Origin of the sequence: Nocardioides furvisabuli, from assembly GCF_021083185.1 — a bacterium.
GTDB classification, from domain to species: domain Bacteria; phylum Actinomycetota; class Actinomycetes; order Propionibacteriales; family Nocardioidaceae; genus Nocardioides; species Nocardioides furvisabuli.
The window spans coordinates 108,120-128,809 of record NZ_JAIGQB010000001.1; the positions used below are offsets into that span (position 1 = coordinate 108,120).

Here is a 20,690-nt window from a genome sequence, read left to right on the forward strand (position 1 = left end):
ACTACCCTGCTTTCCGAGAAGCACCCGCCCGATGCACGAGAAGGGGGATTTCGTGTCGGACGTCGCGATGCCCAGCTCTGCTGACGCGACCATCGCCGTGAGCATCCACGGCCCTGCCGGGGTGCTGGACCTCGTCGTGCCTGCCGGAGCCACGTCCGTCGACGTCGCGCGCGAGTACGCCAGGCAGGCCGAGGCCGCCGGTGTCGTCTCCGGGATCCCGCTGCTGCAGACCGCGCTCGGGGAGCGGCTCAACGCGACCGTGCCGCTGGCCGAGGTCGGGGTGCAGTCCGGCGACGTGCTGGTCGCCACCACCGGCGTGCACCGACCCCGCAAGGTCACCCTGCTCGAGGCGGCGAAGGACGCGCCCGAGACCCCTGCGCTCGCGTCCATGGTCGCCAGCGTCGCGTCCCTCGCAGCCGCGCTGGCCGGGTGGTACGCCGCCCGCGCCGGGGAGGACACCGTCCGCACCGTCACGGTGGGGATCCTGCTCGCGTGCGCGCTGGTCGGCGCGCTGCCCCTCGGCCGGCACACCCGCCAGCGCGCGGCGGCCGCACCCGCCTTCGCCGCGGCCGCCGCCTTCGCAGCCCTCCACGAGCCGGGCCTGCACCTGCTGCCCGCGATCCTCGGCGCGGCCGGCATCGCTGCCGCGGTCGTGGCCGGCATCGGTCGAGCGCTGTCGGTCGACGGTGGCGACGAGATCGGCACGGTGTGGATCGCCGCCGGACTCACCGTCTTCGCCTGCTGCGCGCTGCCCGCGCTGATGGGCTGGGACGCCCGCGTCGCGTGGACGCTGCTGGTCCTCGGCTCGATGATGGCCGCGCGGTTCGCGCCGTCGCTGGCCATCGACGTCCCCGACGAGGTGCTGCTCGACCTCGACCGACTCGCCGTCACGGCCTGGTCGGCGCGCGACTCCCAGCGCAAGGGCCGGCGGGGCCGCATCGTGGTGGCTGCCGACGCGATGGAGCGCCTGGTCCACCGGGCCTCGCGCATCGTCACCGGCGCCTCGGCCGCCATCCTCGTGACCGTCGTGGTCGCCAGCCCACTCCTGCTGCGCAGCGCCACCATCGACCTCGACCGCATCGGCGCCCGCTGCCTGGTGTTCTTCGCCGGCTGCTCGCTGCTGCTCGCCGCGCGCTCCTACCGCCATGCCGCTGCGCGGGCGCTGCTGCGCCTGGCCGGGCTCGGCGCGCTGGTCTCCCTGGCGGTGCACCTCGTCGTGGGACCAGGCGCCTCCCACCTCGACACCTTCTTCTACGTCGTGGTCGCGCTCGGGGTGGTCGCGCTCGCCGCGGCCATCGCCACGGGACGCGGCTGGCGCTCGGTCTGGTGGTCGCGCCGGGCCGAGGTCGCGGAGGCGCTGTGCGGCAGCCTCGCCTTCGCCTCGGCGGTCGTCGCGGCCGGCGTCTTCCGCCGCCTGTGGGAAATGACGTCGTGATGTTTAGCCCGAATCCGGTCGGGTAGATGCTCGTCAGCGCGGGGGGCCGGGACGTCTCCCCGAGCACCGGATCACCACCAGTGGATCACCAACACACAGAAGCTCGGTCGGTTCGACCGCCGAGGGAGAAGGATCTTTCATGAGCGAGATGTACGGCCAGACAGAGAAGGCCCTCTCCAAGGGCGCCGACTTCGTCGACCAGGCCCGCGGTGACGTGAAGAACAAGTGCGGCGTGCTCTCCGGCAACATCCAGACGATGATGGGTGGATGGGGCGGCCAGGGCGCGACCGCGTTCAACAACCTCATGATCGCGTGGGACCAGAAGCAGGAGACGATCCTCAAGGCCCTCGACCAGCTCTCCGCGTCGATGAAGGAGACCGAGCGCGACAACGTCTCGACCGACGAGAGCCAGTCCGCCACCCACACCAACCTCCAGGGCCGCCTCGGCTGACGCCGAGCCCCTCACAGACTCAGGAGATCGATGATGAGCTTCGACGGAATCAAGGTCCAGCACGGGTCCCTCGACGCCGGTGCCGCCGACGTCATGAAGGCCGCCAAGGACATCGAGGCGCGCCTCGACCAGCTCGAGAACGAGCTGAACCCCCTCAAGTCGGACTGGAACGGTAACGCCAAGATGGCCTACGACCAGGCCAAGGCGAAGTGGGACCAGGCGATGACCGAGATGACCCTGCTGCTGCAGCAGGCCAGCCAAGGCGTCGACGCGTCCAACGCCGAGTACAAGGCGGCCGACGCCCGGGGCGCCAACCGCTTCTGAGCGCCGCGAACGACACCTGATCGAGGCCGGTCGTCCCCACGGGGGCGACCGGCCTCGCGCCCTCTTCTGCACAGCTTCCGCACGTCTGCCCGGAGCCGTCGGCCCGCCGCCACCACGAGGGTGGGGCGCGCCGCGTCCCACCGTCGGTGGGGTGGGAGGAATTCGCCTAGGCTGCACTCCGTTCGGTGCCCGGCCCGCGTCGGCGCACGTGAAGCACAACCAGGGGGAACACCAATGAGTCAGGGGTCCTCGGTCGCCTCGGGCCTGGTCCGGGTGACCGTCGCATCGGGGTCCCGGCGCGTCGATCTGGTGCTGCCGGGGGCGATCCCCGTCGCCGAGCTGGTGCCCGAGCTGGCCCGCTCGGTCGGCCTGCTCGACGCCTCCACCGTCTACGGCGGCTACCGCCTGGTGACCCAGGAGGGCCGGATCCTGGCCGCCAACGCAGGCCTCACCATGCAGGGCATCGAGGACGGCGGCCTGCTGACGGTCACCGCCGGCGTCGACGACAAGGCGCCGCGCGTCTACGACGACGTGGTCGAGGCGATGGCCGACGTGGTGGAGAACGAGCTCCGGCCGTGGGAGCCCTCGGCGGGACGACGTACGGCGCTGGGCGCGGGCAGCATCCTGCTCGGCCTCGGTGCGCTCGCGCTGCTGCTGCGGGGCGAGAGCCTGCTGGGCGGTGTCGCCGCCGCGGTGATCGCCGGCCTCCTCGTCGTCGGCGGCATCGTCCTGGCCCGGGCCCAGGAGGAGCCCGAGGCCGGCGTGGTGGTGTCCCTCCTCGCCGCCCTGTACGCCGGCGTGGCGGGGCTGCTGCTCGCCCCCGGCGCGCTGCCGGGCTGGGCGTGGCCCCTCGACGACGCCTTCTTCTCCGACCCGCTGCTCCTCGCCGGGCTCGGTGTCCTCACCGCCGGTCTGGTCGCCGTCGTCGGCCTGCAGGACGGCCGTCCGCTGGTCATCCCGGCCATCGTGGTGGGCGCGGTGCTCGTGGCGAGCTCGGTGCTGATCCGGGTCGCCACGCTCGAGCCCGACGTCGTCTTCACGGTGCTCCTGACGCTCGTGGTCCTCGCCGGCAGCATCTTCCCGTGGCTGGCGCTCGGGGTCACCGGCACCAAGGTCGACCAGCTCTACTCCCTGCACGACATCACCGCCGACCCCGAGGAGATCGACCCCGACGAGGTCGCCGCCGACGCCCGGGTGGGCCACGAGATCCTGCTGGCCGTCTCCGCGACGGTCGGCACCCTGCTGGTCCTCCTCGCGCCGTTCGCGGTGGGCCGCGGCGCCTACGGCACGGTGCTCGCGGCCGTGTGCTGCCTGGCCGTCATGTTCCGCACCCGCCAGTACCGCACCGGCGCCGAGGTCCTCGCCGGCCTCGCGTCCGGGATCCTGGGCCTGGTGTCGGTGGCGGTGTCGATGCTCCTGATCCACGACGGCTGGCGCGCCGGTGCGGCCATCGGCCTCGCCGGGGTGGGCGCCGTGCTGCTGGCGCTGACCCTCGTGCCGGCCTCGCCATCGGTGCGACGCGGCCGGATGGGTGACGTGGTCGAGATGGTGACCCTGCTCGCGCTCCTCCCGCTGATGGTGCTCGCGGCGGGCTTCGTCGCCGCTGTGGCGGGCTGAGGCGGGCTGGGAACAGATGGCCACCAAGAAGGACCTGGTCGAGGCCCACGCCTTCAGCCGCCGCCGCCTGGTCACCGCGTTCGTCTCCGGCGCCCCGGGCGGCCGCGAGGTCGAGCCGGTGCGTCCCGGCCGGGTGCTGATCGGCGGCGTCGCGTTGTCCGTGCTGCTGCTCGCCGGTGCCGCGATCGCGGGCTTCCTGCTCGGCCGACCGCCGGCCCAGTGGCTCGACGAGGGCAGCTTCGTCATCTCCAAGGACACCGGCGAGCAGTACGTCGTGCTGCGCGGCGGCGACGACCCGCTGCTCCAGCGGGTCCCCAACTACGTCTCGGCGCAGCTGCTGCTCGAGGACGCCGAGCTGACGCCCTACACCGTGCGCGACAAGTACATCCGCACCGTGCAGCTCGGCGAGGACCTCGGCATCGAGGGTGCCCCGGCGGGACTGCCGTCGGCGGGCGAGCTCGTGGACGACGGCTGGACCGCGTGCACCGGCTCCGAGGTCGGCATCAAGGTCGCCGTCCAGCAGGCCCCGACGGTCGAGGACCTCACCGGGTCGGCGTTCCTGGTCGCCCACGAGGGCGAGCAGTGGCTCATCGCGACGGCGCCGGCAGTGGGCAACCAGCAGGAGCGCGCCTACCGCTTCCCGATGCCGGCCGACCAGACCTCCGCCTCCACCGTCGGCAACCGCATCGGCTTCGGTGCCACCCCCGTCGAGGTCGACGTCGACTGGCTCAATCTCTTCCCCGAGCGCGACGCGCTGGAGGAGGAGGCCTTCGGCGTGACGCGGCGCGGCGAGTCGGTGCCCTACGGCGACAGCCGCACCGACCTCTCCCGCTACCGCATCGGCGACCTGCTGCTCGCCGACACCGGACGCTACTACCTGCTCGGCGACCAGGCTCCCGAGGAGCTCTCGCCGTTCGCCGGCATGGTCTACGACGTCGTCGGTCGCGCCGCGACCCCGGTCAGCGAGGACCTCGTCGCGTCCTTCGGGGCCACGAAGTACCCCGCCGAGTGGCCGACCGCGCTGCCCACGGCGGTTCCCAACGGTGCGCTGTGCGGCGTCCTGCACCCCGGGGCCGGTGCCGACCCGGCCGTCAGCCTGGCGACCAACCCGACCGGCGCGGCCGACCCGGGCGAGGTCTCGCCGGGGCGCCACGAGGTCGACGTCGAGCCCAGCGCAGGGGCGTACGTCCAGTCCGGCTCGGAGGCCGCGGCCGACGCCGGCACCCCCTACGTCATCGACACCAAGGGCGAGAAGTACGCGCTGCTCGGTCCACAGGTGCCGGACTTCATCGGCTATGCCGAGGTGGACCCGCCGCTCGTGCCGAGCACGTGGCTGGAGTTCTTCGAGCCCGGCGTGCCGCTGTCGACGAACCGGGCCCGCCGGCTGCCCGACGACGCGGCGCCCGCCGCCGCGGAAGAGGACAGCGGCTCGTGAGCCGCGCACGACTGCGTACGACGCTCGCGGCGGGCCTGGTCGCCGCGGGGGTCGTGCCGCTGTGGGTGATCCCTGCCTCCGCGGAGCACGACGCGCCGTGCTCGGTCGGTGAGGTGCCCGGCTCGGAGCAGCTCGCCGACACGCACAGCCGCGACAACCCGGCCTTCGAGCGGATGCACGTCGAGCAGGCGCAGGAGCTCGCGACAGGTCGGGGCGTGAAGGTCGCGGTCATCGACAGCGGCGTGATGCCGCTGCCGGGCATCGACCGCCCGACGGCTGTCGCGGTCGGCGGGGCGTCCGCGACCGGCATCCTGTCCGGCCACGGCACGATCGTGGCGGGCCTGATCGCCGGCCCGCGAGGCGTCGCTCCGGACGCGCAGGTCTTCGACTACAAGGTCTACGACACCGAGGTCGCCGACATCGCCGAGGGCGAGAAGCAGGTGACCTCGGCGGGGATCGTCGCCGGCATCGAGGCCGTGATCGCCGACCACCGCACGCAGCAGTTCGACGTCGTCAACATCTCCCTCGCCGTGGGACAGTCCGACCCGAGGCTCGAGGCGGCGGTCGCGCGCCTCGTCGAGCTGCCGCTCGTCGTCGTGGCCGCCTCCGGCAACGTCGAGGAGCGCGGCGGCTCGGGCGACGAGTCCTTCGAGGGCACGCCCGGCAACGACGCCGACGTCTACCCGGCCGACTACCCCGGAGTGCTGGCGGTGAGCGCGGTGCCGCCGGGCTTCGAGGACCCGAGCACCTACGTCCTGCCCAACCTCGACACCGACGTCGCCGCGCCCACGCTCGGCGCGATCTCGCTCAACGCGTCCGGGCAGGCCTGCGACATCGTGGAGGTCGCCACGTCGTGGTCGGCGGCGGAGGTCAGCGGCATCATCGCGCTGTTGCGCGAGCGCTTCCCCCGCGAGACCCCGCAGCAGCTCGTCGCCCGCCTGCAGGCCACCACCGAGGGCGACGGCCCGGTGCAGGGCGAGGACGGTGCGGTCGCGAACCCGTGGACCGGCGCCGGTGTGGTGCAGGCCCACGACGCGCTCACCCGCGAGCTGAAGCCCGGTCGCCAGGGCAGGATCGAGACGACCGTCGCCGAGACCCGCACCGACGCGCAGGCGCCTCCCGCGCCCGAGCGCATCGACCTGTTCAGCACCCCGCGCGCGATCCTGCTGTGGTCGGGCCTGGTCGCCGGTTCGCTGCTGGCGCTGGCCTTCATGCTGCGCCCGCTGCTGCGGCGCTGACACGCGCGATGGCCCTGCGCACCCGTTCCGACCTCACCCTCCCCGAGACCGTGATGGAATCCAGCCATGACTGACACCTCGGACGAGCCCGTAGCCGTCATCCTGGCCGGCGGCCAGGGATCGCGGCTGTGGCCGATCAGCCGGGACCGTCGGCCCAAGCAGTTCCAGCCGGTCGTCCGCGACCGCCCGCTGCTCACCGGGACCATCGAGCGGCTGAGCGAGCTGGTCGACCCCTCGCGCATCCACGTCTCGACCCGCGCACGCTTCGCCGACGCCGCGCGCGCCACCCTCGGCCCGGTGCCCCCGGAGAACCTGATCCTCGAGGAGGATCCCGCCGGCCCGGCGACCGCCTTCGCCCTCAGCATCGCCACGCTCTCGCACCTCTACGGCAATGCGCCGGCCCTCATCGCGCCCTCGGACCACCTGATCAACGAGGAGGAGGCCTTCAACGCCGCCTCCCGCGACATGCTCGCCCAGCTGGCCACCACGCCCGCGTCGATGGTGGTGCTGGGTGCCGAGCCGACGCGCTACGACCCGAGCCTGGGCTACATCCACACCCGCGGCGGCGACGGCGCGGTCGAGGTCATCGACTCCTTCCACGAGAAGCCCGACCAGGAGACCGTCGACGAGCTCGCCGGCTCCGGGACGCTCTACTGGAACACCGCCTGCTACGGCGTACGTGTGCAGGCGGCGTGTGACGCCTACCGGACGGCGCTGCCGCTGATCTTCGACTCGATCGAGCGCTTCGCCCGCGCGACCCCCTCGCAGCAGGGCTACCGCGGTGCCGCGATCGGCGGGCACGAGATCTATCCGCTCCTGTGGGCCGGGATGGAGTGCCTCGTCGTGCCGCGACAGCTCGGGTGGACCGACGTCGGCACCTGGACCCGCCTCGAACGCGTCCTCGCCGACCAACGGGTCACCTCGATCGGTCCGGCGCTCCAGCTGGGCGCGGACAACGTGCTGGTGGCGAGCATGGACGGACGCCCGGTCGTGACGCTGGGTGCGAGCAACCTGATCATCGTCACCCACGAGGACGCCGTCTACGTCCTGGACAAGGACCAGGTCCTCGACACCCCCACCCTCGAGCGGCTCCGCTCGTTGCTCGCGGCCAGCACCCGCGAAGACCTCCTCTGACACCGGGCGTCCTGCCCGCCGCGCCCTCACCCTCGCACGAAGGAACCCATGTCCCACGAGAACAGCCAGCACATCGTCGTCGTCGGCACCAAGCCCGACATCATCAAGCAGGCGCCGATCTACCACGAGCTGCGCAACCGCGGGCACGACGTCGTGCTGTGCCACACCGGCCAGCACTACGACCACAACCTCTCGCAGTCGATGCTCGACGAGTTCGGTGTCCGCGAGGACGTGAACCTCGAGGTGCGCGGCGGCGTCAACGACCTGGTCTCCGGGATCACCGCCAAGCTCGCGCTCTACCTGCGCGGCTTCGCCGAGCGCGGCGGCTTCCCGATCACCTACGTGCACGGTGACACCACCACCGCGATGGCCGGCGCGCTCGCCACCTTCGGCGAGCGCCAGGCGCTGGTCCACGTCGAGGCGGGCCTGCGGACGCTGTCACCGAAGCCGGAGGTGCTGCAGGGCTGGCTCGACCAGGGCGCCGACCTGGACTGGGCGGCGTTCCGCGAGCAGTCGATCGACCGCAACAGCTGGACCAAGGGCAGCCGCGAGCCCTCACCCGAGCAGTTCAACACGCGTGTCGCCGACGCCGGCACAGACCTGCACGCCGCGCCGGTCGAGCTCAACCGCGAGTTCCTCGTCGACGAGGGCTTCGCGCCGGCCGCCATCGACGTCGTCGGCAACTCGGTCGTCGACGCGCTCGCGCAGGCGGTGGCGGGCAGCGACAAGAACCAGGTGCTGCAGAAGTTCCCGCAGATGGGCGACGGCTCCTTCCTCCGCTTCTGCGTCCACCGCCGCGAGAACACCACCAACCGCGACCGCTTCAACCTGCTCATGGACGCCATGGAGGAGCTGCTCGAGCAGGGACACCACGTCCTCTTCATCCGCCTGCTCGGCACCGAGGCCGCGATCGACAACTTCGGTCGCCGCCAGTGGCTCGAGGACCTCGAGGCGAGGTACGGCGAAGCGCTGATCTCGACCCCCGTGTGGGACAGCTACCTCGACGTGGTCGCCGCCATGTCGATGTGCGCGGTGATCGTGACCGACTCCGGCTCGATCGTGGAGGAGGCCAACGTGCTCCAGGTGCCGTGCGTGACCCTGCGCTTCGGCTCCGACCGCTCCGAGACCTTCCTGGCCGGCAGCAACTTCCTCGCCCCGCCCATCGACAAGGCGCTGATGACCAGCGTCATCCACAACGTCTTCGAGCACCGTGCCGAGCTGTCGTGGGACCGCGTCTACCCCGAGGGTGCCTCGCGGATGCTCGTCGACGCGGTCGAGCGGCGCCTCGATGAGGGCAGCCTGCTGATCTCCGAGGAGTGGCGCTACGGCCTCCGGGCCCAGCTGCGCTGAGCGGCGTACGCCACCGACGAACGACGAGGCCCCGCACCGTGATCGGTGCGGGGCCTCGTGTCAGCGGAGGTAGGGGGATTCGAACCCCCGAGGGCTATTAACCCAACCCGCTTTCCAAGCGAGCGCCATAGGCCACTAGGCGATACCTCCGCCGAGGAGAGTACCGGTCGGCTCGGTGGGCGGTGAAATCGCCCGGCTGCGGCGCCGGCCGAGTCCCCTGCGAGCCCTCGGTTTGGGCAGCCCGTGGCGCTCGGCCTAGACTCCCGGCAACCCCCCACGTGGCGTCACCTCGCCCAATCCCCCAGGGCCGGAAGGCAGCAAGGGTCAGTGAGCTCTGACGGGTGCGTGGGGGGCCTCTTCATGTCCCCTCCACCTCAGGGGGCGGGGACATGGTCGCTGTGGGTGGACACGGTTAGGGTTCACGACGTGGAGTCACCGCTCGCGCTCTATCGCCGCTACCGGCCCGAGACCTTCCAGGAGGTCATCGGGCAGGACCACGTGACGGAGCCGTTGCGGGCCGCGCTGGCTGCCAACCGGGTCAACCACGCCTACCTCTTCTCCGGCCCGCGCGGCTGCGGCAAGACCACCTCGGCGCGGATCCTGGCCCGCGCGCTCAACTGCGCGCAGGCGCCGATCTCCGACCCGTGCGGCGAGTGCGACAGCTGCCGGGACCTGGCCCGCGGCGGACCCGGCTCGATCGACGTCATCGAGATCGACGCCGCGTCCCACGGCGGTGTGGACGACGCGCGCGACCTGCGGGAGAAGGCGTTCTTCGCCCCCGTGCGCGACCGCTACAAGGTCTACATCATCGACGAGGCCCACATGGTCACCACGCAGGGCTTCAACGCCCTGCTCAAGCTGGTCGAGGAGCCACCGCCGCACCTGCGCTTCATCTTCGCCACGACCGAGCCCGACAAGGTGCTGCCGACGATCCGCTCGCGCACCCACCACTACCCCTTCCGGCTGATCCCGCCGCGCCTGCTGAGCGACTATCTCTCCCAGCTCGCCGGTGAGGAGGGGGTCACCATCGAGTCGGCCGCCCTCCCCCTCGTCGTGCGCGCCGGGGCGGGGTCCGCGCGCGACACGCTGTCCGTGCTCGACCAGCTCCTCGGCGGCGCCGGTCCGGGCGGGGTCACCCACAAGCTGGCCACCGACCTGCTCGGCTTCACTCCCGACTCGCTGCTCGACGAGGTGGTCGAGGCCTTCGCCACCCGCGACGGTGCCGCGGTCTTCTCGGTCGTGGACAAGGTCGTCGAGACCGGCCAGGACCCGCGCCGCTTCACCGAGGACCTGCTGCGCCGCCTGCGCGACCTGGTCATCGTCACGGCCGTGCCCGACGCCCCGGCGACGGGCCTCATCGACGTCGCCGAGGACGCGGGGGAGCGGCTGGTGGCCCAGGCCGCGCGCTTCGGGGCGATCGAGCTCAGTCGCGCCGCCGACATCGTCGCCTCCGGGCTGACCGAGATGCGCGGTGCCACCGCTCCCCGCCTCCTGCTCGAGCTGCTCTGCGCCCGCGTGTTGCTGCCGGGCGCCGACCACACCGCCGATGGCGTGATGGCGCGCCTGGAGCGCCTGGAGCGCCGCATGGACGTCACCGGCGCACCGGCTCCCGCCACCCCCGCGCGGGCAGCGGCTGCGCCGGCTCCCGCGGCCCCGCAGGCGGCGCCGGCCGCAGCAACCCCCGCCCCCGCGCGTGCCGACGAGCCCGCTCCGCCGCCTCCGGTGCCGACCGCTCCTGCTGCCGAGGCGCCGTCGCGGCCGGAGGCCCCGGCCCCGGTGCGGGACGACGGCCCCGCGCCACCCCCGCCGATGCCCACCTCGCTGCCCGAGCCGCCGCAGCCTCCGCCGACGGTGGCCGAGCCCGCGCCGGAGCCGACGACGCCGGCCGCCCCGGGCACGCCGGTGGCCGAGCAGCCGGCAGGACCGCGCGGCGGTCTCAGCCTCGTCGACGTACGCCGCCTGTGGCCCGACATCCTCGAGCAGACCAAGAACCGTCGCCGCCTGGCGTGGATGGTGCTCTCGCAGCACGCCCACGTCGTCGACGTCGACGGCACCCGCCTGACCGTGGGCTTCGCCAACTCCGGCGCGCGCGACTCCTTCGTCAACGGCGGTTGCGACGAGATCCTGCGCCAGGCCGCGATCGACGTCGTCGGCATGGACTGGCGCGTGGAGTCCATCGTCGACCAGTCCGGTGCCGCCGCGGAGGCACCCGTGGTGCGCCGGCCGGCCACCGACGCGCCTCCGCAGCCCGGCGCTGTCCCCGCCCCCGCCGCGGACGCCCCCGACGGCCCGCCGTCGTGGGTCACCGGTGAGTCCGCCGCGCCCGACGCACCGGCTCCGGCTCCGGCGCCCGTCGTGTCCGCAGCCCCGGCCCGCGAGGCGCTGGAGGCTGCCCGTGCAGGAGGCACTCCCGAGGCGTCCGAGCCCGTCCGGTCGGCCGACGACGACGTCGACCCCGACGACCCGGACGCCGAGTCGGCCGCGCTCGACACCGAGTCCCTGCTGAGCCAGACGCTCGGCGCGCGGCTGATCGAAGAGATCCGTAACGACTGATGCACGTCCCATCCACGACGCGGGAGACCCGATGACCCAGAACCCCTTCGACGCCCTCGGCGGCGGCGGCTTCGACATGAACGCCCTGCTCCAGCAGGCCCAGCAGATGCAGCAGCAGCTCGAGGAGGCGCAGGCCAACCTCGCCCGCCAGACCGTCGACGGCACCGTCGCCGGCGGCGCTGTCTCGGTCACGGTCAACGGCGTCGGCGAGCTGGTGGGCGTCACGATCCGCACCGGGGAGTTCGACGGCAACGACCCCGACGACCTCTCGGACCTCTCCGACCTGATCGTCGCGGCCTACCGTGACGCCCGGGCCAAGTCCGAGGCCCTGGCGAGCGAGTCGATGGGCCCGCTCACCGACGGTCTCGGCGGCGGGGCCGGCGGCCTCGGCCTCCCCGGCCTGGGCTGAGGGGCTTCATTTGTACGAGGGCGTCGTCCAGGACCTGATCGACGAGCTGGGCCGACTGCCCGGCGTCGGTCCCAAGAGCGCGCAACGGATCGCCTTCCACCTGCTGCAGGCCGAGCCCGTCGACGTACGCCGTCTCGCCGACGTGCTGATCGAGGTCAAGGCGCGGGTGAAGTTCTGCTCGGTCTGCTTCAACGTCAGCGAGGACGAGCAGTGCCGGATCTGTCGCGACGAGCGGCGCGACCCGAGCGTGCTGTGCGTGGTGGAGGAGTACAAGGACGTCGTCGCCATCGAGCGCACCCGCGAGTTCCGCGGCCGCTACCACGTGCTCGGCGGGGCGATCTCGCCGATCGACGGCATCGGACCCGACCAGCTCCACGTCAAGGAGCTCATGCCCCGACTGGCCGATGGCACGGTCACCGAGGTCATCCTCGCCACCGACCCCAACCTCGAGGGCGAGGCCACCGCGACCTACCTCACGCGCCTGCTCCTGCCGATGGGCTTGCGCGTCACCCGCTTGGCGAGTGGACTGCCGGTGGGCGGTGACCTCGAGTACGCCGACGAGGTCACGCTCGGCCGCGCATTCGCCGGAAGGAGATCAGCACAATGACCGACGCCGACCAGATCAGGTTCGAGGAGCAGATCGCCGACTCGGTGACCAGCTTCCTGCTCGCCCTGCGCGAGATCGCCCGCGAGGGCAACGGCTCGGAGGCCGTGTCGCTGCTGCTGCTCGAGATCAGCCAGGTGCTGCTCGCGGGTGCCCGCCTGGGTGCGCAGACCGACTTCGCCCCGCGCGAGGAGTTCCAGCCCGACGTGGGCCCGGAGGCCGACATCGACGAGCTCCGGCTGCGCCTGGCCGACATGCTCGAGGGCATCGACTCCTACACCTTCGTCTTCGACCCCTATGTCCCCGAGGTGGTCGAGAGCCGTCTGTCCGACGACCTCGCCTCGATCGCGATCGACCTCGAGAACGGCCTGCGTCACTTCCGCGCCGGCAACGTCGAGGAGGCGCTGTGGTGGTGGCAGTTCTCCTACGTCAACAACTGGGGCAACCTCGCCGGTGCCGCGCTGAACGCGCTGCTCACGGTCGTGGCCCACGACCGCTTCGACACCGACTTCGTCGCCAACGCGGCCGCGGTCGCGGTCGCCGATGAGATGCTGGAGGTCGACCCGGCCGAGCAGCCGTAGAATCGGGCACGGCCTGCCGGCAACGACGCCGACGGGCTCGTCAGTCGAAGGCGGCCGCTGACGGCCGCACCCCGATCCCGAGGACCAACCGTGGGCATTGTCGTGCAGAAGTACGGCGGCTCCTCGCTCGCCGACGCCGACGCCATCAAGCGCGTCGCGCGGCGTATCGTGGACGTCAAGAAGTCCGGCCACGACGTCGTCGTCGCCGTGTCCGCCATGGGCGACACGACCGACGACCTCCTCGACCTGGCCAACGGCGTCTCGCCGCTGCCGCCCGCGCGCGAGATGGACATGCTCCTGACCGCCGGTGAGCGCATCTCGATGGCGCTGGTCGCGATGGCGATCAGCGACCTCGGCTACACCGCGCGCTCCTTCACCGGGTCGCAGGCGGGCGTGATCACCGACTCGGTGCACGGCAAGGCCAAGATCATCGACGTGACGCCGGGGCGCATCACCCAGGCCATCGGCGAGGGCCACATCGTCATCGTGGCCGGCTTCCAGGGCGTCTCCGCGGACACCAAGGAGATCACCACCCTGGGGCGCGGTGGCACCGACACCACCGCCGTCGCGCTGGCCGCCGCACTCGAGGCCGACGTCTGCGAGATCTACACCGACGTCGACGGCGTCTTCACCGCCGACCCGCGCATCGTCCCCACCGCGCGCAAGCTCGCAGGGGTCTCCTACGAGGAGATGCTCGAGCTGGCCGCGTGCGGCTCGAAGATCCTGCACCTGCGCTGCGTGGAGTACGGCCGCCGCTACGGCATCCCGATCCACGTGCGCTCGTCGTTCAGCCAGCTTCAGGGAACCTGGGTCATGAGCGACCCCGGTCTCGACGGACCCGAGGAAGAGACCATGGAACAGCCCATCATCGCCGGAGTCGCCCACGACGTCAGCGAGGCGAAGATCACCGTCGTCGGCGTCCCCGACAAGGTCGGCGAGGCCGCCCGCATCTTCGAGGCGCTGGCCGACGCCCAGATCAACCTCGACATGATCGTGCAGAACATCTCGGCCGCCGCGACGAGCCTCACCGACATTTCCTTCACGCTGCCGCGCACCGACGGGCAGACCGCGATGACCGCGCTGGCGCGCATCCAGGCCGAGGTCGGCTACGACAAGCTCCTCTACGACGACAAGATCGGCAAGGTCTCGCTGATCGGCGCGGGCATGCGCTCGCACCCCGGCATCACCTCGAAGTTCTTCGGCGCGCTCGCGTCCGCCGGCGTCAACATCGGCATGATCTCCACCTCCGAGATCCGCATCTCGGTGATCGTCGACGAGAGCTCCGTCGGCGACGCCGTACGCGCGACCCACACCGCGTTCGACCTCGACGCCGACGAGGTCGAGGCCGTGGTCTACGGAGGCACCGGCCGATGAGCGCACGCGTCAACCTCGGCATCGTCGGCGCCACCGGGCAGGTGGGCGTCGCGATGCGCCAGATCCTGCTTGAGCGGGGCTTCCCCGCCGACCAGGTCCGCTTCTTCGCCTCCTCCCGCTCGGCGGGCACGGTGCTGCCCTTCGGCGACCGCGAGATCACCGTGGAGGACGCGGAGACCGCCGACCCCGCAGGTCTCGACATCGCCCTCTTCTCCGCCGGCGCCACGACGTCGCGCGCGCTCGCCCAGAAGTTCGTCGACGCCGGCGTGATCGTCATCGACAACTCCAGCGCCTTCCGCAAGGACCCGGCGATCCCGCTGGTCGTCGCCGAGGTCAACCCGGGCGCGATGTCCGGCGTCGTCGAGGCCGGCCGCGGCATCGTCGCCAACCCCAACTGCACCACGATGGCCGCGATGCCGGTCCTCAAGCCGCTGCACGACGAGGCAGGGCTGGAGCGGCTCATCGTCTCGACCTACCAGGCCGTCTCCGGCTCGGGCGTCGCCGGCGTCGACGAGCTCGCCCGCGGCGTGGCCGAGGCGGGCGAGAAGGCCCGCGAGCTGGCGTACGACGGCTCGGCGGTCGCGTTCCCGGAGCCGGTGAAGTACGTGGAGCCGATCGCCTACAACGTGCTGCCGATGGCCGGATCGATCGTCGACGACGGCCTCAACGAGACCGACGAGGAGCAGAAGCTCCGCAACGAGTCGCGCAAGATCCTCGACCTGCCCGACCTGCTGGTCTCCGGCATCTGCGTGCGGGTGCCGGTCTTCACCGGACACTCGCTCGCGGTCAACGCGGAGTTCGCGCAGCCCATGACCCCGGCCCGTGCCCGCGAGATCCTGGCCTCGGCCGAGGGTGTCGAGCTCGACGAGGTGCCGACCCCGCTCAAGGCTGCCGGCAGGGACCCGTCCTACGTCGGACGGCTGCGGCAGGACCCGGGCGTCCCGGACGACCGCGGCCTCGCGCTCTTCATCAGCAACGACAACCTGCGCAAGGGCGCTGCCCTCAACACCGTGCAGATCGCGGAGCTGATCGCCGCCGCTCGGTGATGCGCTCCTTCGGGATCCCCGGCCGGCCGGGGATCCCCGAGGTTGTCGGCCTCTGCATGGCCTGACAACGTGCGGGAGGGCCTGACAACCCCTCCGTCAGCGCACGTCGCGGGGCACAGGTGCCTCGCCGTTGTCGCCGACGACCGACGAGGTCACCCACCACGAGGCGCCGTAGCCGACGGCGGCCGCCAGCGGCACGGCGACCAGCGCCCACCACTCGTCGAGCGAGCCGAGCAGGAAGACCATCACGAGAACGGCCATGATCCCGACGGCCAGGACGCTCGTGGACCTGGCGTCGGCGACCCCGAGGGCGCGCAGCAGGAGGCTGCCCGCCCACGCGAGCAGGACCAGGCCGGCGAGCAGGAGCGGCAGACCGGTCGCGCCGCCGCACGACGACGTCCCGCGTACGGCGCTGCAGCCGGCGCCGGCCAGCCAGGCGAGGAGAACCGCCAGAACGCCGACGACGACGCCGGTCACGGCCGCGGCGGGCAGGCCGGTCAGTGCCACGGGTGGGAGCCGGCGCGGCTCGCGACGGCGTACCGGCTCGTCCGCCCGGTCCGGCCCGGGCTCGGCCTCGACTGCGGGGGTGGCAGTCGGCGGCTCCGCACGCTCGGACGCGGGCTTCCTCCGCCGCAGCGAGAAGGCGGGCATCTCCAGAGAGGGTCCGTCGTCGGGTTCGCCCGGGTCAGCCATGGAGGCAGTGTGCCATCCGCGCGGGGCCGGAGGTCTAGTCCACAGTGGCTCCGGGTGACAACGAGAGGTCAACGGTGACCCACGGAGCAGCCACAGGAGAGTTGCCTGGCGCTGATCCGCAATCCGGGCCGTGGCCCTGCGCGAAGCATCGCCAGAGACGCGCAGGGGCGCGCCCGAGGAGCAGGAGCACGGCATGAAGAGAATCGCGTGGTTGTCGCTGGTGGGTTCGTTGGCCCTGGGCCTGTCGTCCCTCGCGGGTGTGGCGCAGGCCGCCCCGCAGGAGGCGACGGCTCGGCTGATGGTCGTGCAGGCCGTGCCGGACGAGAGCCTCCACGTCGAGATCGACGACGAGGTCGTGAGCGAGGGCTCCGCGACCGGCGAGGTGCTCGGCCCGTTCACGGTCCCGGCGGGCGCACACCAGGTCAGGTTCATCGACGAGAGCGGCGACGTGGTCGTCGACACCGCGGTGGACCTCGAGGCCGGGTCGGTCCAGGACCTCGTGGTGCACCGCCCCGCGCAGGTCGGCGGCCAGCCGCTCGCCACGCTCTACGCGACCCCGACGGATCCCATCGCAGCGGGCAAGGCGCGCGTGCTGATCGCCCACACGGCCTCGGTCGCACCCGCCGACGTCCGCCTCGACGGGACCGTGGTCTTCCGCAACATCGCCAACGGGGAGTTCGCCACCGCGGACGTCGCCGAGGGCGCGCACGTCGCCGAGCTGGTGCCGTCGGGTCTCACCACCCGGCCCATCCTCGGGCCGCTGGACGTGAGTCTCGCACGTGCCTCGGCCACGATGGTCTACGCCGTCGGCAACGCCCGGGACGCGTCGATGGACGTCATCACGCACAGCATCCCGCTCGCGTCGAGCGGCGGCGACGCGCCCACGTCGATCGACGCGGGCAGCGCCGGCCTCGCGGCGGGCATCGAGGTGTCCGCGTTCGCCGGTTCCGGCGCCATCGAGGTGGCACCCGGGACGTCCCGCTGGACTGCGATGACCGCACTGCTGGCGGCGCTCGTCACGCTCGGCGCGGGGGCGTACGGCTGGAGCCGCAGGCGCCACGCAGTCGTCGCCTCGTCGTGAGCCAGCCGACCGGACGGCACGCGGCCCGGCAGGGGAGAGTCGTACGCCGGCTGGCGGCCGGCGTGGCCGTGGGGACCGTCGTCGCCGTCCTCGTCACCCTCGTGGTGGTCCGCGGCGGTGCCGCTCCCACCGCCGGTGGCGCCCCGGTCGTCGAGCCGACCCCGGAGCCGGTCGCGCAGGCGCCTCGGCCGGCCCTGGCCGCGACCGCGCCCCGCACCGGCTCGGTGGCACCCGAGTCTCCGCAGCGAACCGTGCTGCCGAGCGGCACCGTGGTGCCGGTCGTCGCGGTGACGACGACCCCGGACGGCAAGCTCGACGTGCCGTCCGACGTCGACGTGGCCGGCTGGTGGCGCGGCGGGTCGCGCATCGGCGACCCGTTCGGCTCGGTGCTCGTGTCGGCTCATGTCGACTCCGAGCGGAAGGGACTGGGACCGTACGCCGAGCTCCTGGGCGTGCGCCGGGGCCAGACGGTCGTGCTGACCTCGGACACCCTGCGCCAGGAGTACGTCGTGAGCTCGCTGCGACTGCTCGCCAAGGGCCCGCTATCCGCCCACCCGTGGGTCTACTCACCCACCGGGGCGCACCGGCTGGTGATGGTCACCTGCGCCGGCCCGTTCGACCCGAGCCGGGGCGGCTACCAGAACCTCGCAGTCGTCACCGCGACGGCCGTGGGCGAGCCCACCCCGAGGAGCGAGTGATGGCAGACCCCAGCAACGCCGACCTGACCCGCCGGCGTACCCCGGACCTCCCGCCGGAGTTCGCCCCGCTCACCCCGCTGGGGCTCGCCTCGGGCGCGCCGCGCCGTGCGCCGGGTGAGACGCCCCGGCTACGGCTGACTGCGGCGGCCTCGAGGCGCAATGCACCGGACCGATCGGCGACCGCACCGACGGGTCCGCCTCCTGCAGCTTTCACCGCCGGGGCCGTTGCCGCCCCCGTTGCTGTCGACGACCCCGTCGAGGAGCTGCCGCCCGTGACGCCTGGGCCACGGCGTGCCCGACACCTGGTGGTCGGCGTCGGTCTCACCGGGCTGCTCGTCGTCATGGTGGTCCTCGCGGGCGCGGCCCTGCTGTCACGGTCGGGAGAGCAGAGGGTCGCGGCCGAGGTCGATCCGCCCGCGGCAGTCGCGGAGGAACCGACGACCCGTGCGTACGACCCGCCGGTCGCGCTGGCCCCGGACAGCGAGTACGTCGAGACGGAGCTCCTCGACGGGGACGACCTGCAGGTGACCCACTGGATATCGACCACGGAGCCGATGGACCGCCTGCGGCTGCGGCCACCGAGCAGCCCCGTCCTGGCCGACCGGACGTGGGGGGTCGAGGACCTCGTCGTCGCCGCCGACGGCACGGACCTGGGCCCGGAGCGCATCCGCATCGACGTGCCGACGTCCCTTCCGTCCGCTGAGCTGCTCTACGTCCGCTACCGGCTCACCGACGCGCTCCAGCGCAACAGCTCGGTGGACGACCGGGCGCTCGCCACCGTCACGTCGGTGGGCCTCGGCCTCGAGGGACGTTCGCTGCCGCGGACCCAGGTGTTCCCCGGTGGGCGGGTCATGACGCTGGCCTGCCTCGCCCCAGGAGCGCGTGCGGTCCCGGAGTCGTGCGGCACGTACGTCGAAGGTGCCTGGCAGGTCCGGTCGGCTGCGGGCGAGGCGCCGGTGACGGTGATCGCCCAGTTCGACCTGGCCGTCACCCGCTAGGCCAGCCTCGAAATGCCCACCGCCGGACCTGCAGTGCAGGTCCGGCGGTCTGGGTGTCGGGCTGACAGGATTTGAACCTGCGGCCTCCTCGTCCCGAACGAGGCGCGCTACCAAGCTGCGCCACAGCCCGCCGCCCGGACCGAGAACTCCAGTCCGGGCAACGCGGGCGAGCATACCGGAGCGGTCGACGCCCTCCGAAATCGCCCCGGCCTGCTGGGACGGGTGGGGGGAGGTCTTGCGTGGACAGCCTCAGGTCAGCGTCAGCAGCGTCGCCTCGGGGCGGCAGGCCACCCGGAAGCGGACGTAGGGGTTGGTGCCGAGACCCGCGGACACGTGCAGCCAGGCGGAGGCGGCGTCGCCGGCAGCGGAGTCGGCCGGGTGGCGGTGCAGGCCGCGGGCCCGGGCCGGCTCGATGTCGCAGTTGGTCGTGAGCGCACGTCCTCCCGGCAGGCACACCTGGCCGCCGTGGGTGTGGCCGGCGATGATCGCGTCGTAGCCGTCGGCGGCGAACTGGTCGAGGACGCGGAGGTACGGCGCGTGGGTGACCGCGAGCCGCAGGTCGGCCTCCCGGTCGGCGGGACCGGCGACCCGGGCCAGGTCGTCGTACTTCAGGTGCGGGTCGTCGACGCCGGCGAAGGCGATCGAGGTGCCGCCCACCTCGAGCGCACCGAAACCGTTGGTGAGGTCGACCCAGCCGGCGGAGTCGAAGCGGTCCTTGAGGTCGGGCCACGGCAGCTGGCGGCCGGACGTGTGCCGCTTGCCGGTGTCGGGCAGGAGGTAGAGCAGGGGGTTGCGCATGCCGGGGACCCAGTAGTCGTTGGAGCCCAGGACGTAGGCGCCCGGCACGTCGAGCAGGCCGCCGAGCGCGTCCGCGACCACCGGCACCGCCCGGTCGTGGGCGAGGTTGTCGCCGGTGTTGATGACCAGGTCGGGCTCGAGCGCGGCGAGCCCACGCAGCCACTCCTGCTTTGCGCGCTGGTCGGGCGCCATGTGGATGTCACTGAGGTGCAGCACCTTCATCGGCGCGTGGCCGGGTGGCAGCAGCGGGACGGTGACGCGCCGCAGTGTGTACTGCCGGGCCTCCCAGGCGGCGTACGACGCCAGGCCTGCGCCGGCGACCGCGCCGAGCGTCATGGTGCGGCGCACGAGCGGGAGGAAAGCCATTCGCCAAGGCTGCCACAATGGTCGTCATGAGTGCTCTGAAGGACCGTCTGCGCGCCGACCTCACCACCGCCATCAAGGCGCGGGACGAGCTGCGCTCCTCGACGTTGCGGATGGTGCTGACCGCCATCACCAACGCCGAGGTCGCCGGCAAGGAGGCGCGTGAGCTGTCCGACGAGGACGTCCTCGGGGTGCTGTCGTCGGAGGCCAAGCGCCGCCGCGAGGCAGCCACCGCCTTCGCCGAGGGCGGTCGCGACGAGATGGCGGCCAAGGAGGCCGCCGAGGGCGAGGTGATCGCTGGCTACCTCCCCACCCCGCTGACCGAGGCCGAGATCGCCGCGCTCGTCACCGCAGCCGTCGAGCAGACCGGCGCGGCCGGCGAGGGCATGCGCGCCATGGGCAAGGTGATGGGCGTCGTCACGCCGCAGGTGAAGGGGCGTGCCGACGGCGGCGCCGTCGCCGCCGAGGTGCGCAGGCAGCTGGGCTGAGGCTCGCCCCGCGCCGGGCC

At 72.6% G+C, this 20,690-nt stretch carries 20 protein-coding genes, 2 tRNA genes and 1 other RNA gene; 19 read left to right on the top strand and 4 right to left on the bottom strand.

Translation table 11 applies throughout. The features are described 5' to 3' along the window. Positions 1–52: 52 nt before the first annotated feature. From K4G59_RS00440 to K4G59_RS00475, 8 genes are all read left to right on the top strand, one after another. Complete coding sequence (locus tag K4G59_RS00440; protein ID WP_231248525.1) at positions 53–1,435, top strand: EsaB/YukD family protein; 1,383 nt, start codon at positions 53–55, stop codon at positions 1,433–1,435. Between the two features lie 139 nt (positions 1,436–1,574). Further along, positions 1,575–1,886, top strand: coding sequence for a WXG100 family type VII secretion target (locus K4G59_RS00445; protein ID WP_231248526.1), 312 nt, complete (start codon positions 1,575–1,577; stop codon positions 1,884–1,886). Positions 1,887–1,919: 33 nt separating this feature from the next. Further along, complete coding sequence (locus tag K4G59_RS00450) at positions 1,920–2,210, top strand: WXG100 family type VII secretion target (protein WP_207083580.1); 291 nt, start codon at positions 1,920–1,922, stop codon at positions 2,208–2,210. A gap of 234 nt (positions 2,211–2,444) precedes the next feature. Further along, positions 2,445–3,827, top strand: coding sequence for a type VII secretion integral membrane protein EccD (gene eccD / locus K4G59_RS00455; protein ID WP_231248527.1), 1,383 nt, complete (start codon positions 2,445–2,447; stop codon positions 3,825–3,827). 16 nt (positions 3,828–3,843) lie between these two features. Beyond that, entirely contained in the window at positions 3,844–5,262 is a 1,419-nt protein-coding gene (locus tag K4G59_RS00460) for a type VII secretion protein EccB (protein WP_231248528.1), read from the top strand. Next, positions 5,259–6,500 carry a S8 family serine peptidase gene (locus tag K4G59_RS00465; protein WP_231248529.1) on the top strand — a complete coding sequence of 414 codons (1,242 nt, stop codon included), beginning with the start codon at positions 5,259–5,261 and terminating at the stop codon, positions 6,498–6,500. The genes K4G59_RS00460 and K4G59_RS00465 overlap by 4 nt, the downstream gene beginning before the upstream one ends. Positions 6,501–6,566: 66 nt before the next feature. Beyond that, entirely contained in the window at positions 6,567–7,634 is a 1,068-nt protein-coding gene (locus K4G59_RS00470; RefSeq protein ID WP_231248530.1) for a sugar phosphate nucleotidyltransferase, read from the top strand. A gap of 48 nt (positions 7,635–7,682) precedes the next feature. Continuing rightward, positions 7,683–8,984: a UDP-N-acetyl glucosamine 2-epimerase gene (locus tag K4G59_RS00475; RefSeq protein WP_231248531.1), complete on the top strand. Its 1,302-nt coding sequence runs from the start codon at positions 7,683–7,685 to the stop codon at positions 8,982–8,984. A gap of 64 nt (positions 8,985–9,048) precedes the next feature. Here the strand turns inward: K4G59_RS00475 and K4G59_RS00480 are convergent. Continuing rightward, positions 9,049–9,134 (bottom strand) — tRNA-Ser (locus K4G59_RS00480). 118 nt (positions 9,135–9,252) lie between these two features. On the opposite strand from K4G59_RS00480, the gene ffs reads away from it, so the two are divergent. The 7 genes from ffs (at position 9,253) to K4G59_RS00515 (ending at position 15,551) form a co-directional block, all read left to right on the top strand. Continuing rightward, positions 9,253–9,342, top strand: an RNA gene (gene ffs / locus K4G59_RS00485) — signal recognition particle sRNA small type. A 68-nt stretch (positions 9,343–9,410) separates the two neighbouring features. After that, a complete protein-coding gene (locus K4G59_RS00490) occupies positions 9,411–11,537 on the top strand; it encodes a DNA polymerase III subunit gamma and tau (RefSeq protein WP_231248532.1) in 2,127 nt (708 codons plus the stop codon). Positions 11,538–11,568: 31 nt separating this feature from the next. Further along, a complete protein-coding gene (locus tag K4G59_RS00495) occupies positions 11,569–11,946 on the top strand; it encodes a YbaB/EbfC family nucleoid-associated protein (protein ID WP_231248533.1) in 378 nt (125 codons plus the stop codon). A gap of 10 nt (positions 11,947–11,956) precedes the next feature. Then, complete coding sequence (gene recR / locus K4G59_RS00500; protein WP_231248534.1) at positions 11,957–12,553, top strand: recombination mediator RecR; 597 nt, start codon at positions 11,957–11,959, stop codon at positions 12,551–12,553. Beyond that, positions 12,550–13,131 (top strand): DUF5063 domain-containing protein, encoded by a 582-nt coding sequence (locus K4G59_RS00505; RefSeq protein ID WP_231248535.1) that lies wholly within the window; start codon positions 12,550–12,552, stop codon positions 13,129–13,131. Before recR ends, K4G59_RS00505 begins: the two co-directional genes overlap by 4 nt. Before the next feature lie 90 nt (positions 13,132–13,221). Continuing rightward, positions 13,222–14,505 (top strand): aspartate kinase, encoded by a 1,284-nt coding sequence (locus tag K4G59_RS00510; RefSeq protein WP_231248536.1) that lies wholly within the window; start codon positions 13,222–13,224, stop codon positions 14,503–14,505. Next, the gene (locus K4G59_RS00515) at positions 14,502–15,551 is read left to right on the top strand and encodes an aspartate-semialdehyde dehydrogenase (protein ID WP_231248537.1); all 1,050 of its coding nucleotides are present in this window, start codon (positions 14,502–14,504) and stop codon (positions 15,549–15,551) included. Before K4G59_RS00510 ends, K4G59_RS00515 begins: the two co-directional genes overlap by 4 nt. 96 nt (positions 15,552–15,647) lie before the next feature. On the opposite strand, the gene K4G59_RS00520 is transcribed toward K4G59_RS00515, so the two are convergent. After that, positions 15,648–16,244, bottom strand: coding sequence for a hypothetical protein (locus K4G59_RS00520; RefSeq protein ID WP_231248538.1), 597 nt, complete (start codon positions 16,242–16,244; stop codon positions 15,648–15,650). 193 nt (positions 16,245–16,437) lie between these two features. Here K4G59_RS00520 and K4G59_RS00525 point away from each other — a divergent pair, with 193 nt between their 5' ends. From K4G59_RS00525 to K4G59_RS00535, 3 genes are read left to right on the top strand one after another with little or no spacing between them, the layout of a single operon-like run. Beyond that, entirely contained in the window at positions 16,438–17,325 is an 888-nt protein-coding gene (locus K4G59_RS00525) for a DUF4397 domain-containing protein (RefSeq protein WP_231248539.1), read from the top strand. After that, positions 17,322–18,023, top strand: a complete 702-nt coding sequence (locus K4G59_RS00530; RefSeq protein ID WP_231248540.1) for a class F sortase — start codon at positions 17,322–17,324, stop codon at positions 18,021–18,023. Before K4G59_RS00525 ends, K4G59_RS00530 begins: the two co-directional genes overlap by 4 nt. Continuing rightward, positions 18,023–19,021: a hypothetical protein gene (locus K4G59_RS00535; protein WP_231248541.1), complete on the top strand. Its 999-nt coding sequence runs from the start codon at positions 18,023–18,025 to the stop codon at positions 19,019–19,021. Before K4G59_RS00530 ends, K4G59_RS00535 begins: the two co-directional genes overlap by 1 nt. 56 nt (positions 19,022–19,077) lie before the next feature. On the opposite strand, the gene K4G59_RS00540 is transcribed toward K4G59_RS00535, so the two are convergent. Then, positions 19,078–19,151, bottom strand: a tRNA-Pro gene (locus K4G59_RS00540). Positions 19,152–19,270: 119 nt separating this feature from the next. Further along, on the bottom strand, positions 19,271–20,185 hold the full coding sequence (locus K4G59_RS00545) for a metallophosphoesterase (protein ID WP_231248542.1): 915 nt from the start codon (positions 20,183–20,185) through the stop codon (positions 19,271–19,273). A 26-nt stretch (positions 20,186–20,211) separates the two neighbouring features. Between K4G59_RS00545 and K4G59_RS00550 the strand changes: the two genes are divergently transcribed. Further along, positions 20,212–20,670, top strand: a complete 459-nt coding sequence (locus K4G59_RS00550; protein ID WP_231248543.1) for a GatB/YqeY domain-containing protein — start codon at positions 20,212–20,214, stop codon at positions 20,668–20,670. Positions 20,671–20,690: the final 20 nt, after the last annotated feature.